The following is a 14,724-nucleotide window of genomic DNA, read 5'->3' as shown; positions in this document are numbered from 1 at the left end:
GTTATACAGCCGTTATAAATTTATTATATTTTATATGTCAAAATCAATCCTGATATTCTGTTCGAGTTAGTATGCTTTCCTAATATTTGCTTTCATTCTTAACTAATGAAATCGGATATTTCCCATATATCTGATTTCTATTCCACTCCTCGATTGATACGACATCAACTGCCTCAATCAGCTTCCTGCCTTTTCCTATATTTTCCTGAAGCTGAAAAGGTAAATCTTTCTTCAGCCTATTTCTTAATCGTCTCCTGGTCACTAAATCGCTAGTTGGATACTCTATCACACAAATATACTGTACAGGTCTCACCTTATGCAAAAGATTCAGGTAATGAAGAGAATCATAAAATTTTTTAACCAGTTTCGTATAATTTTTTTCCTGATTCGGGTCATATGCGTCTGGCTTTGCTGCACCTTTTATATTTGCATTTTTGTATTCTACCATAAGCAAAGAATCCAGATCTTCAATTAAAAAATCCACATCGCTCAAATGCACCCCTGCACTATGATATTCATGATGCACTTGATCTGTTGCCCACTTTGCCTGTGAACAGTCAATACAGTATAAACCATTTTCTTCTATAAACACTTTTGCCATAGGTCACCTCACAAATCATAAACTTCATCCAATAACTTCATATCGGCAATCATAATATGATTTGGTGTGATATCTTCCATTCTAAATGCAGAATTGCTAAAAATCATGCCATTTTCAGAAAATCTTTTATACAAGTTATGAAACATAACCTGTTCGTTCTTATCTCGGCGAATCTCAAGGTATTTAGCAAAATTATAGCTGTGTGTCGCAACAAAGATCTGAACACCATTCTTTTCTAGCTCCAGAAGGATTTCTGCAACCAGAGGATATAACTCCGGATTCAAGTTCGCTTCCGGTTCATCCCAAAGCAAAGCGCTTCCGCTCTCCAAAAGACCGTTACGAATCAGTTTCCAAAGCAATCCCAGCTTACGAAGCCCTTCGGCTTCTAAGGAAAACTCTATTTTATGACCGTCTTTTTTGATAACGTAAAATGTATCGTCTTCCAATGTCACGGTACCTCCAATAGCATCACTGATTTTCTTTAAAATACCTTCCATCGCAGCTGGCACTTCTCTTGTTTCAGGTAAAGAAGCATTTACGATGATATCCACCTGCGTACCGTCAAAAGGCATGTGATATTTCTGATTCATGGCTAGAAATCCATTGGAATGAGAAAGCATCTCTGTAGATGGGATAAAAACTGATTGGATATTCATTTTTCCCCATCCATCACTTGAACTGGTTTCAATGTCTGATATACTGTGTGTGATTCTGTGTTCGCCATCCGTTACAGAAAATCTTCCTGGCCCCATCGAATTATCCACATTCTTTAATACTGAACTTCCATTTTCACTAATAGAGAAAAAATGCTTTAACGGATTCATTTTACCTTCTGACCACTGCATTGCAGCATACAGCATTTTCAGTAAGGTTGTCTTTCCAACACCATTTTCTCCTATAATAACATTAATTCCATCACAAAAATCCAGTTGAAATGTATTATTGTCATGTTGCCCAAACACCAATAGATTGTTTATTTCTATTGATTTTATCGCCATATTTCTCCCCTCCTTTGCAGTATCGAAATTATACTAAAACATTTATAAAAATCGCTCTAATCCGATATTGGATTCACTTGATAAATCTTCGTTCGCTTTACTATCAGTATATGCGATTTTCTATTAAAACACAAGAAGAAAAAGCCGTCTGCAGTTCATCCCTACCTGCAAACAGCTTTTCAAATTCTGAAACTTTATAAACTTGTCATTTCTTCCGCATCACTACTTGCTCCAGCAAAAACGCCGCCGCCATTCCCACGATCAGTCCGTTGGACAAAAGACAGGCTGCTGCCGCCGGTAGTCCTCTGAATGTGCCCGCAGGCAGAAACATAATGCCGCAGCCGATAATCATAGACAATCCTACGATCAGGTTTTCCCTGCTTTCAAAGGGAACTTTATGAAACTCCCGCAGCGCCTGTCCGATGCAAAGGGCGAAGATGATAATCAGCGCGCCGTTCCCCACGCAGGCAGGAATGGTCGCAAAGAGCGCACCGAAGGGCGCGATCAATCCCATGACAATCATACCGCCCGCTGCAAGATACATGGGCCGTCTCGACGCTACACCGGTCATCTCTACCACGCCGATGGAAGACACATAGGGCATAAACGCGATGGAAGAAAAGCCGCCGGTCATAAATGCAGCCAACCCGTGAAAAAAGATAGAACGCTGCATTTTCTTTTCCGTGATGTCTTCCCCTGCCATAGCACCCATGCCGTTAATGCTGGCAAACACCATAGAAATCAGTACAAAAGCGCTGATCAGGCAGGTCAAAACGACGCCGCCGTCATAGGTCGGTTTTCCCCAGGCAAAGAGAGCAGGCAGCGTCACGACGCCATTCTGCAGAAAATCCACCTTTTCTGTAACCCCCAGCGCCGCCGCTAAAATCCATCCCGCCACCATGCCGATAAAGGTCGCGATGCTGCGGATGAATCCCTTTGTAAACAGATTGATGACGAGAATCACCACCATGGTAAAGACCGCCACGAGAAAAGCCGTTCCGTCAATACCCGGCGATTCCTCGCTGACGCCCAGCATGCCTTTCATGATGCTGGCGCTGATCTGCAGCACCATGAGAAGAATCAAAAGACCATTGATGATCGGTGTAAACAGCTTTGCCATACGACAAATCAAGCCGCTTGCCGCCAGCGCCATGACCAGAATTCCGGCAAGAAGCATGCCCATTTCCAGATCTGTCCGAAGCGTCCCCAAAGAAATGCCAAGGGCCGGCGCAGAGGAAACCATCAGCAGAAACAGCCCCGACCAAAGACCTGCCGGACCATCCTGAATGGGAAAGCGGTGACCCCATCTGACCTGCAGCAGAGTCATCACACCACAGAGGACAAAGGTCCTCTGCAGCATAGCCGCCACTTCCGCCTGCGCCAGCCCTAATGCGTATCCCACAACGACCGGCATTACCACAGCTGACGCGACAAAGAGGACAATCTGCTGAAAACCGTACATCAGGTTTTCTCCAAAAGGCACCCTGTCGTCCAGCTGATATTTCAGTCCATTTTTAACATTTTGTTCCATTATACCATGACGATTCCTTTGAATATAGAATCGCAAGTCATGATTCAATGAACGCTTCCTTGCAGCAACGCTGATATGGTTATTTGCGTTCATTATACCATCTCGATAATGACCGCAGTTCCCATGCCGCCGCCGGCACAAAGCGTTGCAAGTCCATACCTCTGCTTCCGCTTCATCAGTTCGTACATACAGGTAATGACGAGACGAGAACCAGTCGCGCCTACCGGATGTCCCAGAGAAATTCCGCTGCCGTTGACATTCAGCTTCTCATCAGGAATGCCCAGCGTTTTCTGACAAGCCAGACACTGCGCTGCAAAGGCCTCATTAATCTCAAAGAGGTCGATGTCGTCTACCGTCAGCCCCGCCTTTTTCAGCGCTTTCTGGGACGCGCTGATTGGACCGATGCCCATGACCTCAGGACGCACGCCCGTAGTCGCCACTGCTTTGATACGGGCAAGAATCGGAACGCCCAGCTCCTTAGCCTTATCCTCCGCCATGAGAATCACGCCGGAAGCCGCGTCGTTCATGCCGGAGGCATTTCCTGCCGTTACCCTGCCGTCCTCTTTGAAAGTCGGCTTCAGCTTTGCCAGCTTTTCGAGACTGGCGTCACGGCGCGGATACTCGTCTGTATCGATGACGGTATCGCCTTTTTTACCCTTTACGGTAATGGGAATGATTTCATCCTGAAACTTGCCGGCGTCAATGGCAGCTACGGCTCTCTGCTGAGAACGCAGGGCATAGGCGTCCATCTGTTCTCTGGTCACGTCGTACTCGTCCGCCACATTTTCTGCCGTGATACCCATAGCAGGACCTACGCCCAGGTTAGTCAGAGAATCCCACATAGAATCCCGAAGTTCCATATGACCGTATTTCTGACCGTAACGAGCGTTGAATACCATATGGGGCGCCGTGCTCATACTGTCCGCGCCGCCTGCCATGATACAGTCCGCCTCGCCGGCTTTGATCTGATAATAGCCGAACTGAATCGAAGACATGGAGGATGTGCAGTTTCTGTGAATGGTAATACCGGGAACTGTATCCGGAAGTCCCGCCTTTACAGCCGCTACCCTGGCAAGGTTATTTTCCTTGTAAGTTCTCTGATAGTTGCAGCCCCAGATTACGTCCTCGATGATAACAGGGTCGATTCCGGCTCTCTCGATGAGATTCTGCATGACCGGAATGGAAAGATCCAGGGATGTTAATGTTTTAAACTGGCCTCCCAGCGCCCCGATCGGCGTTCTGCAGGCCGCTGTAATCACTACGTTTCTCATGTGAAATTCCACCTTTCTGTTCCTATATGCGGGCAGGCCGCTTCACAGCGGAAGCAGCCTGCACAGAGTTCAAATGTTGAGACAAATATGTCCGATAAAATTTAAGCTTTTTCTAAACCCCTTACGCGCTCAGTTCTTCTTCTCTCTTGTAGTCCAGGTTGTACTTCTTCGTATCGAAGCAGTTGATCAGTACAACATTGACAACTAAAAGCCCGATGAATACCAGGTAAGCGCCTCTCAGTGATCCGGTCAATTCCAGAGCCTTCGCGTTGATGTAGTAGTTCATCATCAATACGATCTGCATCACCGGGAAGTAGATGGAGTATACGACGTCAAAACTCTGTCTTCCGAATACAGATGCAGGAAGTGAAGTCATGAAGTTGGCGGCAGCGCCGATGGCTACGCCTACCATTGCTACGCAGATATATCCGCCTAACATACTGTTCAGGACGTAGTTTACAGCCAGAGCTGCACAATACCATACCAGGAACATGATAACCGCCTTCTTAACACCCAGCTTCTGGTCTAACCAGCCGAATCCGTAAGATCCGCAGACGCCGACAACGGCGCAGACTGTCATTAACCATACAGCCTTTTCAGGCGCAAAACCCAGTTCGATGTTTCTTGGAACCATCTGGCTCATTACGCCGGTGGTAACCAACTGGTTGATGCCGATGATGATGGCAACGAACCACATCTCTTTGGTCTTTAAAAGTTTCGCAACGGTCCATCTTGGTTCACCGTTTTCTGTCTCCTGCGCGTATTCAGCTTCATATACTTCCTTTGATACGTTGTCAGGATACATGCCTCTTTCCTGCGGCGTGTTTCTTACGATAAAGTAAGCGATTACAGCGATGATGATCGCAGCGATGCCAGGCATCGTCATACCTTTCGCGATGCCGAATGCGCCAATCAATCCGCTGATCAGAGGTACATAAAACGCAGAACCCAGATTGTGACCCATGGTGGTGTATCCGTTTGCCAGACCTTTTTTCTTCGGGAACCACTGGGTTACCAGATTTCCGCCGCCGATGTAAGCAGCGCCGTTGATGAATACGGTAACCAGCGTTAAACCGATAAAATATCCGGTGGTGGTCGTCGAATGTCCGTAGTAGATGTAGGAAGCGCCTGCTAAAGCAAGACATACTGCAGAAAGCGCTCTTCCGCCAACCTTAACCAGAATTCTACCGATCACAAAGTAAGCAACTACGCCGATGAATCCGGCATACATCGCTAATTTCAACAGCTGCGGTTTTAATTCTGCCGGATCTGCGCTGCCTCCGTTTGCATTAATCCACTGATCGATTACAATATTCTGCCCGTCGATAGAGAAACCGATCAGGAAGAAAAACATGATCATGGAGTAAAAGATGATCAGCCAGCCTCTGCCAAAGTTGGACTTGGTATTTTCAGACTGGAGCTTTTGTTTATTGTCAGCCATTTGTAATTACCTCGAATCTTATTGTTTTGGTGATTATTTTTCTTTAGGAAATCTCTCGTCCGCCGCTTTCATGACCATCTCGTCCCAGGTCTTGAAAACAGTGCTTTCGATGACGAAGTTGTTGAAGACTGTTTCGGGATAAATCATATATTCTCCATCCCAGCTGCACATCACCGCGCTGGAATAGCGAAAATACTCAAAGCTTTCAAAGTTGGTATATTTCTGCATGAATTCGTCGGTAAAGATCATGTTCAGCAGTTCCCAGAATTCCTTTCCTGCCTTGACCCTGATGTATCCTTCCATTTATTTAGCCTCCGGATTTTCCTTCTTGTATTCTTCAAATTTAGCGAACACGTAATCGTGCCATACCTGTGCGTCTCTTGCCATGCATGGACGGATGATCTCATCTTCCTGATCCCCTGTCCCGTCGATGGTCTCATGTCTCTGAATGGTCAAGTAGAGAGCCGGTTCATTCGGAGGGCATCCCAGAATGTGATATGCGCCCGGATGCTGCTTCAGATATTTCTTGGTGCAGTTTCCGTGGAGTACGATCTTCTCGTCCGGAATATCATCCGGAATTTCGTTGAGCCCGCCGATTACAACAGTCATGCCGGCATTCTCGTCGTAAGCGTTTACTGCCTTCAGTTCTTCCATGTTGATAGCAAGGAGCGCCTGGCAGCTGGAGCATCCGCCTTTACATCTTACATCGTATTCCGGCCATCTGGTGCTCATATCTCCGATATATGGAATCCACATCTTCATGAAGGATTCTTCGATGGTATTGCCCACGACTTCAATCTGATCCATATCGTAATTTCCAAGACCTGTTTCCTCTGCAACCTTGAAGTAGTCTACAGCCGTGGTATCGATGCCGGTAACCTCACAGGCAACACGGTCGATAGCAACAGGGTCTTTGGAGCCTAAAATCATGTGGGATTCGATTGGAACCGGCATATGCGGGCTGTATCCGGATGCTGCCCGGTGCGCGTCCATAATATTGATATCCGCACGGCATACGGACCATACGTCCATCATTGCCATGGTCAGATTTTGTTTATGCATATCCATATGTACCTTATCCTGTACTACACCTTTGATATTCTTCAGCGCGCCGGAGAATACCATAGAAGCATGTGCCTTCAGGATTGGCAGGTTGATCAGATGATCTGCTTCCAGCAAAAATCTAGGCAGCTTTACAGAGTCGATATTGGAACGGAATCCGCGAACGGCAACCTTTACCAGATCCTTATCCCGTTTGATGTCCAAAAGCTCAACGCCTTCCTCCTCAGCAACGGCCTGGATGCCGCTTACCTTGAAGCATTCCATCGTATCACAGCCGATTGCAGCTGCCTCTGCTACGATGATTCTCTTAGGTTCTGCCTTCTTTACCTCGCGAATGACCGCTCTTACAACTTCCGGATTGGTGCATACAGAAGTTTCCGGCGGTTCGGCATGTCCTGCGTTAGGCTTTAACACAACCGTGGTTCCTTTGCGGATTACGCTGGTAACGCCGCCCATCAGATCAAAAACCTTGGTTACGTTTGCCTGAATGTCATCGCCTTTTGCAAGAGCAACTAATGATTTTGCTTTACTCATTTTCTTCCTCCTAAAAAATTATGACGTATTTATAATGACACCTTTACTTACAGCAAAAAGTGTGCCAAAGGAAAAAAGGCGTTTTTTACGAGAATTTGTTACGAAAATAACAATTTTGTTGCAGGAAAGCCGTCACATTGTTGCGTCTACGCAACAACATGGAGGATTTTTTCATAAATCTGTTCGATGTCAAAGGCTGTCAGCTCGATCAATCCATACCCCACAAAAGGTCTTCCGTCCAGGGTCTGCCTGGCCAGCTCTGCCAGATCCTGTTTCTCTGTTTCCAGGCGCTGCGCCAGACCGATGGTATCGATAAAGCTTCGGAACGCCGCGATCCCTTTCTCTATGATATCCTGCGGCTGATCCCCTTTTACCTGAAAGACCTGGCTGAAGAACGACGCAAACCGCTGCGACGCGTGATGACTGACATATTCGCACCATGCCGGCATCAGCATGGCAAGGGCCGCGCCGTGGGCAATTCCAAAGGATTCTGTAATCTGATGGCTCATTTCATGACAGGCAAAGTCACCGCCGGGTCCCAGCATATCGTTATGCGCCACTGTAGCAGCCAGCATCAATTCACTGCGAAAGCTCTCATCTTCGGGTCGTTCCAGCACCTTTGGCAGAGTTTCGACAACCTCCCGCATCAGCGCCACGCTCATACGATCGAGAAGACTGCTCTGCCGGTTCAGATCAAAATACCGCTCAAAAGCATGCGCGAAGATATCGAACCCTCCGCTGGCAGTCTGAAAACGGCTGACACTAAGGGTCAGCGCCGGATCAAGCAGGGCAAACTTAGGCTTTGACCCCTCAAAGGCCCGCATGATCTTTTTTCCTGTGACGCTGTCGCTGATCACCGACGTCGCGTTGGATTCGCTGGCTGTAGCAGGCAGCGTCACCACCGCGCCCACCGGCAGAAATCCATCTGGCTGTTTCTCTGGACTTGCATATAGTTCCATGATATCGCCGTCAAAAAATACGCCAGCGGCGATTGCCTTCGCTGAATCGATGACGCTTCCGCCGCCTACAGCAAGAATCCCTTCTATCTGTTCTCTCCGCGCTAAAGCGATGCCGTTTCTGATATAAGCCGCGTCCGCATTTGGTTTCACCCCGCCCAACGCAAGTACCGTACATCCTGCATTTTCCAAGGAAGCAATGATTCTTCCGCCAAGCCCTTCCTGAAAAATTCGTTCGCTTCCATAGACCAGCAGCACCCGAGCCGCATGCGCTCGCATCAAAACGCCAACCTGTTCCTCGCACGCTTCCCCAAAATAGATTTCTGTGGGAACGCTGAAATGAAAATCAAACATATATAAACCTCCAACTGTTGTTTTTATAGAGAGACAAAAGCAAAAAATATGCCAAAGCAATAAAGATCTTTTTGTTGCGTCCCGCCGCACGCGCCTTTATAATATAGAAAAAAGCAGATTATCAAGGAGATTACATATGCGAATTTTAGTTGTTGACGGGCAAGGCGGACGTTTAGGCAAACAGATCATTGAAACTGCACGTAAGGCTTTCCCTACGAGTCATATCACTGCAATCGGTACAAACGCCATGGCTACAGCCTCTATGTTAAAGGGCGGTGCAGACGAAGGCGCTACAGGAGAAAACCCTCTCATCGTTGCCTGCCGGAACACAGACTTTATCATTGGACCTATAGGCATTGTCATTGCTGATTCCCTTCTCGGAGAAGTAACGCCTAATATGGCTGCCGCCGTAGGACAAAGTAGCGCGGTTAGAATATTGATACCAATGAATCGCTGTGACAATCTGATCGCAGGCGTCAACAGTCAATCCCTCAGTGATCTTATTGAAGACGCCGTAAAAAAAATAGAACTGTCATGCTGACAAAATCTATACAGCAAATTTGAAACTAAGGGAATTCAATCGAAAGCCTTAAAACCATCTAGAGAATCAGATAAACCGCCGTTTAACTTGCCAATAAAAAGACTGCCGCATCGGAATTTTCTGTTCATGCGACAGTCTCTTTCATTTAACCCTATAACTCCAATTCATACATAACCATGGCCAACGCTGCCATTCCCGCAGTTTCCGTTCTCAAGATCGTCTTTCCCAAGCTAACGCGGATAGCTCCTGCCTGATCCAGAAGCTCTGCCTCACTGTCAGCAAAGCCTCCTTCCGGACCGATAACAATCGCTATCCTCTGCGGTATTTCAGATAATCCCCGCAAGCAATCCTTCATCGTTGTGCCTGTCTCATTTTCATAGGGAAATATTACTAAATCATAGCCGGCCAACGCATCCGTCATCTCGCGAAACTTCTGCTGTTTTCTCACTTCCGGTACAATGCCCCGGCGACATTGTTTTACCGCTTCATCAGAAACCTTCTGCCAGCGCTCCAGCTTCTTGGCGAAATTGCCCTTTTCCACTACAACGCTTCGCTCCATGAATACAGGCGTAATCGAATAGACGCCCAATTCAACACACTTCTGGATAATGGTTTCCATTTTCCCCGCCTTCGGCACGCCTTGAAATAAAGTCACATGAACTTGCGGCTCTCTTGCGAATTTCTGCTTGTCACAAATAGCCAACAGCACCTCATCTTCGCTGATTGATAGGATCTCGGTCTCGTACTCCCATTGATTACGATCACTGACATCTACCGTATCTCCTTCTCTTAAACGCAAAACCTTGCAGAGATGACGTATATCACCGTGGTCTGTGATTTTGATATATTTATCTCCTACATTAGAAGGCTCTGTAAAAAGCTTCATATCCATCCTCCAAAGATCCACCCGAAAACGCTAAAATAAACCAGCGCAAAAGTGAAAATGATAATAAACGGAAGCGCCATCAATTTCTGATACTTACCCGGCGCTAAAAGTATAAGCAAAATAACCGCACATACCACATCAAATGCCAAAGGAATTGTAAAAGCTTTATAAATCGGCCACGCTTCTGCTGCCAGCAATGAGACTGGAACAGCCGCGCAAATACCGCCAAGCCATTCCTTCGCGCGGCTATTCCATACAATGAAACCGATCACCGCCCCAACTACAGCAAAAACCAGCCAGTACACGACTGCTTTTACATGAACATTGCCGCCGCATAGCAGAATATTTCCATAATAGCCGGCAATAACACCAATAAAATATGTAAAAGCGTGAAGCGCCGCCTGAAAAGCTTCTGGAGTATAAGCTGCAAGCAAGGCGCTGACAAAGATCCAAATTCCTACATTGCCAATTATAACGCCCGGCACGCCGTCTCCCTGCAGATCCCTGGACGCCCATCCCATAAATAACCCCAGAAACAGGGCGAACAGGATGAATACTACGTCAAATTTTTTCTTTCCTCTACTCAATCTTATCCTTCTCCCATTCCTCTACAGCTTCGCTGTGATACAGCACCATCCGCCGTCCTCACGGATCTCAACAATGGAAAAGCCTTTCTCGCGAAGACAGTCTACTACCTGTTCTTCCTTTTCCACCAAAATGCCGGAAGATATAAAAAATCCATCCGCTGTCATATGTCTGGCAACATCCCCTGACAGCATCATGACCAAATCTGCCATAAGGTTCGCGACAACAATATTCGCCTTGTAGTCGATGCCCTTTGTTAGATCTCCATATTCAGCTCTGCAAATATTTTCTACATGATTCAAAGCTATATTTTCTCTTGCCACATCTACTGCCACCGGATCGATATCTACACCGAGAACATCCTCTGCTCCCAAAAGCGCCGCAGCGATAGATAAAATTCCGCTGCCGCAGCCCACGTCTAAAACCTTATCGCCTTTTTTTTGATACGCTTCCAGCATACGAACGCATAAGGATGTCGTCTCATGGGTTCCCGTGCCAAATGCCATCCCCGGATCTATTTCAAGCACCAAGTCACCATCTTCTCTCTCGTAGCTTTCCCAGGTAGGCTTAACTACCAGACTTTCAGAAATTCTTGAGGGTTTGAAGTATTCCTTCCACTTATCCTTCCACTCCGAATCGTCGTCATAGCTGGTAGTAACCTGTAAACTTCCGAAATCCGCCGCATCGCCGAAATCGCCGCGGCTGACACCCTTTGCTAAAATGCCCATGGCCTCCTCGATCTCCTGAATACGCAAACGGTTTTCTTCTGTGTCTTCCAGATACACGGTTACCTTTGGAGCGTCCTGCAGCTTTGCGATGACCTCATCGTCCAGGTAATCCCAGTCGTATGTTTGTTTCTTCTCCATCAAATCTTCCACATCCCGAGGGTCTTCCACTACCGTATCGGTGATGCCGATGGCCAATAGGGCGCTGACCACAGCCTCAATGCCCGATGATGTAGTTTCGATATCGATTTCTATATATTTCAACCTTATTTCCTCCAATTTCGTTGCTTTCTCTATTTTATCACAAAACCAGCGCATGAGCAAAAGAAAATCTGCCCAGCTGCAGAAACAACGCAACGGGCAGATTTTTATGGGTAGAAAATGATGCGCAATATTTTAAAATATATCCTTATAATCGTTAAGATCTACCGGTTCCCCTCGACGGCGCTTTTCTACGCCTTCCAAAATTCTCGGATAGGTCCTTCTATTGATAGGATATCTAGTGAGGATTAGCGCGACAGCCAGCATGCAAAGACCTGGTATCAAACAATAGCTATTGTTGATCCATGTAAGAGCCGACTCTGGCTGCACAACTGCCGCGTCAGCAAAGCCGGCTTGCTGCAAAATGATACCCAGCAGCTGAACGCCTATGGCCGCTGACAGGGATTCTGACAATGCCTGCAATGAAATCACCTCTCCGGACCGCTGCTTACCTGACGCCAATTCCTCTGCTTCACATACGTCATAAATCATAGATGGCATGAGCTGCCAGTAGCAGGTATTTCCTACAGAAAAAACAGCGCTGACAATACAAGCTCCCAAAATCGTCTCGATACCTGCGAATCTGGCTACTACTAATATGCTCCCGCTGGCGACCAATCCCCCTACAAAAGCCGCTTTCTTATCTGTTTTCTCCGCCAGCTTTGCAACAAAAGGCGTCATAGCAATGCCGAAAACTGTCATAAATAAGGTTATCCCAGAGATCTCTACAGCAGAAAGCGCCATATTGTAGGTATAATAATAAACCATGTCGGAAAGGAAAACTGTATTAGCTACCAGATAGATCAAGCTTCCGCCTATCAAATATCTGATTGGTCTAAGCTTAATGATCGTTCCATAGGAGCTGAACATCTTCCTGATATTGTGAAATGTCAGCACCTTCGGTTTATTTGGATCCTTCACAAAACCAGGGACGTCAGACTCTTTGATGGTCAAAGCGCAGATCAGCAGTGCAGCACAGCTGGCCGTACCGACTGTAATTCCCACCGCTGACCAGCTAGCCGCCAGCGTAAAACCGATTCCCATAAGGGCTGCTACTAAAATCGTAGGCATTACCGTGCCCAGTCCTTTACCGAGCTGATTAAATACATATGCGTAGGAACGGAGTACTGTCCTTTCGTGGTAATCCTCTGTCAATTCAGATCCCCAAGTCATATACGGCACGAAGAAAATCGCGAAACACCACCAAAACAAAATTGTCATCAGTCCATAATACAATACTTTCAGAGTATACGGCATCTCAATCGCTGTGAACAGCAGCGCAGTTACAACTGCGGCGGGTATTGCCGCCGCCATGAGAAACGGCTTTCTTTTTCCAAATCGAGTTTCTATATTATCAGATAAAAAGCCGCTGATAGGTCCGCAAATCGCCTCCCAAATACAGCCGAGGGCGAGAATCAGTCCTGCAGTAGCCGGTTTGATTCCTACAACTGTTGTCAAAAAGAAAAGCAGGAACGTCTCGATCAGAGTAAACAGAGCATTGTCTGCTAAACCTCCAATTCCATAGGATAATTTGGTTCTAAATCTTAATTTCATCATATCACCTCAAATTTCCAGCCATTATCCGTTATCATCGACTATTAACATAATAAACCCTGGTATCATACCAAGGTCAATAGGTTTTTGGAAATTATTTCTTACTAAAATGCTTTTTCCTATATACAAAACTGCTGCACCGTTAACTGGTATCGTTCAGTCAACAGTGCAGCAGCCTTATCCATCAGCATACTGCTGATCCTTTTACTTAAATAGTTCTTTCATCTTCTCAGCAAAACCGGATTTCTTTTGATAACATTTGGTATCCACGGCCTTGCCCATGTCTTCGATGGCCTTCTTCTGCTTAGAATTCAATTTCGTCGGTACTTCCAGAATGACCTTTACATAAAGATCTCCCATTCGTCCGTTTCTCACATTTTTCATTCCTTTGCCTTTCAGGCGGAATACCGTACTCGGCTGTGTTCCCGCAGGAACCTTATAGGAAACCTTACCATCTAACGTCGGGACAGTGATCTCATCGCCCAGAGCCGCCTGATTAAACGTAATTGGAATATCTAAGTACAAATTATCCCTATCCCGTTTGAACACCTTATGTGGTTTAACGGTAATCACTACATAGAGATCGCCGTTTGGTCCGCCGTTCTCGCCTGGCTCTCCCTGGCCTCTAATTGGAATCACACTGTCGTTATCCACACCTGCCGGAATCTCTACGTTGATCTTAATGGTCTTGCGAACCTTTCCTGTTCCTCCACAATCCGGACATGGTTTCTCAATAACCGTACCCTTTCCACCACAGTCCGGACAAGGCCCCGTGCTCTGGAATTGACCAAATGGCGTCCGCTGCACAGTATGCACCTGTCCGCTGCCGCCGCATTTGCTGCAGGTCTTCTTTTCGGTGCCGGGTGCATTTCCTTCACCATTACAAGTGGAACATTTCACGTACTTATTGATACTGATTTCTTTCTTTGTTCCGAAAGCTGCTTCCTCAAATTCAATGGTAATAGCCTTCTGCAAGTCTCTCCCCTTCATAGGGCCGTTTCGTCTGCTGGCGCTACCGCCGCCAAAACCACCGCCGAACATATTTCCAAAGATATCGAAAATGTCCTCAAAGCCGCCGGCGCTGCCGAAACCACCACCGCCGAAACCTGCATTAGGATCTACGCCTGCATGCCCAAACCTGTCATATTTGCTCTTTTTATCCGGATCAGACAAAATACTGTACGCTTCGTTAACCTCTTTGAATTTTTCTTCGGCTTCCTTATCGCCCGGATTTCTGTCAGGGTGATATTTCATCGCCATCTTTCGGAAGGCCTTCTTTATTTCATCGTCACTTGCACCCTTCGAAAGTCCAAGGACCTCATAATAATCTCTTTTTTCTGCCATAATCTTTATTACCTTCCATCTAAATTATCATTTCTTATAACGCATGAATGCCGTGGCGAGGAAGGCCTCGCCACGGGCAA

General features: G+C 46.6%; 14 protein-coding genes. 1 reads left to right on the top strand and 13 read right to left on the bottom strand.

Annotation, left to right across the window (positions count from 1 at the left end; genetic code table 11):
* Window positions 1-79: 79 nt before the first annotated feature.
* From ACPW7J_RS04915 to ACPW7J_RS04880, 8 genes are all read right to left on the bottom strand, one after another.
* Complete coding sequence (locus ACPW7J_RS04915) at window positions 80-601, bottom strand: hypothetical protein (RefSeq protein WP_425756974.1); 522 nt, start codon at window positions 599-601, stop codon at window positions 80-82.
* An 8-nt stretch (window positions 602-609) separates the two neighbouring features.
* A complete protein-coding gene (locus ACPW7J_RS04910; protein WP_425756972.1) occupies window positions 610-1,599 on the bottom strand; it encodes an AAA family ATPase in 990 nt (329 codons plus the stop codon).
* A 205-nt stretch (window positions 1,600-1,804) separates the two neighbouring features.
* Window positions 1,805-3,130 (bottom strand): uracil-xanthine permease family protein, encoded by a 1,326-nt coding sequence (locus tag ACPW7J_RS04905; RefSeq protein ID WP_425756970.1) that lies wholly within the window; start codon window positions 3,128-3,130, stop codon window positions 1,805-1,807.
* A 92-nt stretch (window positions 3,131-3,222) separates the two neighbouring features.
* Window positions 3,223-4,401 (bottom strand): thiolase family protein, encoded by a 1,179-nt coding sequence (locus tag ACPW7J_RS04900; protein ID WP_161873889.1) that lies wholly within the window; start codon window positions 4,399-4,401, stop codon window positions 3,223-3,225.
* Between the two features lie 121 nt (window positions 4,402-4,522).
* Entirely contained in the window at window positions 4,523-5,842 is a 1,320-nt protein-coding gene (locus ACPW7J_RS04895) for an MFS transporter (RefSeq protein WP_425756968.1), read from the bottom strand.
* A 33-nt stretch (window positions 5,843-5,875) separates the two neighbouring features.
* Window positions 5,876-6,145, bottom strand: a complete 270-nt coding sequence (locus tag ACPW7J_RS04890) for a hypothetical protein (protein ID WP_425756966.1) — start codon at window positions 6,143-6,145, stop codon at window positions 5,876-5,878.
* On the bottom strand, window positions 6,146-7,438 hold the full coding sequence (locus tag ACPW7J_RS04885; protein WP_161873886.1) for a DUF362 domain-containing protein: 1,293 nt from the start codon (window positions 7,436-7,438) through the stop codon (window positions 6,146-6,148).
* 146 nt (window positions 7,439-7,584) lie between these two features.
* Window positions 7,585-8,748, bottom strand: coding sequence for an iron-containing alcohol dehydrogenase (locus tag ACPW7J_RS04880; protein WP_425756964.1), 1,164 nt, complete (start codon window positions 8,746-8,748; stop codon window positions 7,585-7,587).
* Window positions 8,749-8,884: 136 nt separating this feature from the next.
* Between ACPW7J_RS04880 and ACPW7J_RS04875 the strand changes: the two genes are divergently transcribed.
* Window positions 8,885-9,289: a DUF3842 family protein gene (locus ACPW7J_RS04875; protein ID WP_161873884.1), complete on the top strand. Its 405-nt coding sequence runs from the start codon at window positions 8,885-8,887 to the stop codon at window positions 9,287-9,289.
* A gap of 151 nt (window positions 9,290-9,440) precedes the next feature.
* Here ACPW7J_RS04875 and ACPW7J_RS04870 read toward each other — a convergent pair whose 3' ends face one another.
* From ACPW7J_RS04870 to dnaJ, 5 genes are all read right to left on the bottom strand, one after another.
* Window positions 9,441-10,175 carry a 16S rRNA (uracil(1498)-N(3))-methyltransferase gene (locus ACPW7J_RS04870; RefSeq protein WP_161873883.1) on the bottom strand — a complete coding sequence of 245 codons (735 nt, stop codon included), beginning with the start codon at window positions 10,173-10,175 and terminating at the stop codon, window positions 9,441-9,443.
* Window positions 10,172-10,762, bottom strand: a complete 591-nt coding sequence (locus ACPW7J_RS04865) for a hypothetical protein (RefSeq protein ID WP_161873882.1) — start codon at window positions 10,760-10,762, stop codon at window positions 10,172-10,174. The genes ACPW7J_RS04870 and ACPW7J_RS04865 overlap by 4 nt, the downstream gene beginning before the upstream one ends.
* A 21-nt stretch (window positions 10,763-10,783) precedes the next feature.
* Window positions 10,784-11,749, bottom strand: a complete 966-nt coding sequence (gene prmA / locus ACPW7J_RS04860) for a 50S ribosomal protein L11 methyltransferase (protein WP_161873881.1) — start codon at window positions 11,747-11,749, stop codon at window positions 10,784-10,786.
* A 132-nt stretch (window positions 11,750-11,881) separates the two neighbouring features.
* Window positions 11,882-13,303 (bottom strand): MFS transporter, encoded by a 1,422-nt coding sequence (locus tag ACPW7J_RS04855; RefSeq protein ID WP_425756961.1) that lies wholly within the window; start codon window positions 13,301-13,303, stop codon window positions 11,882-11,884.
* A 201-nt stretch (window positions 13,304-13,504) separates the two neighbouring features.
* Complete coding sequence (dnaJ, locus tag ACPW7J_RS04850) at window positions 13,505-14,644, bottom strand: molecular chaperone DnaJ (protein ID WP_425756959.1); 1,140 nt, start codon at window positions 14,642-14,644, stop codon at window positions 13,505-13,507.
* Window positions 14,645-14,724 lie beyond the last annotated feature (80 nt).

This window comes from Ihubacter sp. rT4E-8 (assembly GCF_049852125.1).
Taxonomy (GTDB): domain Bacteria; phylum Bacillota; class Clostridia; order Peptostreptococcales; family Anaerovoracaceae; genus Senimuribacter.
This window is presented reverse-complemented; position numbering and strand designations above follow the sequence as displayed.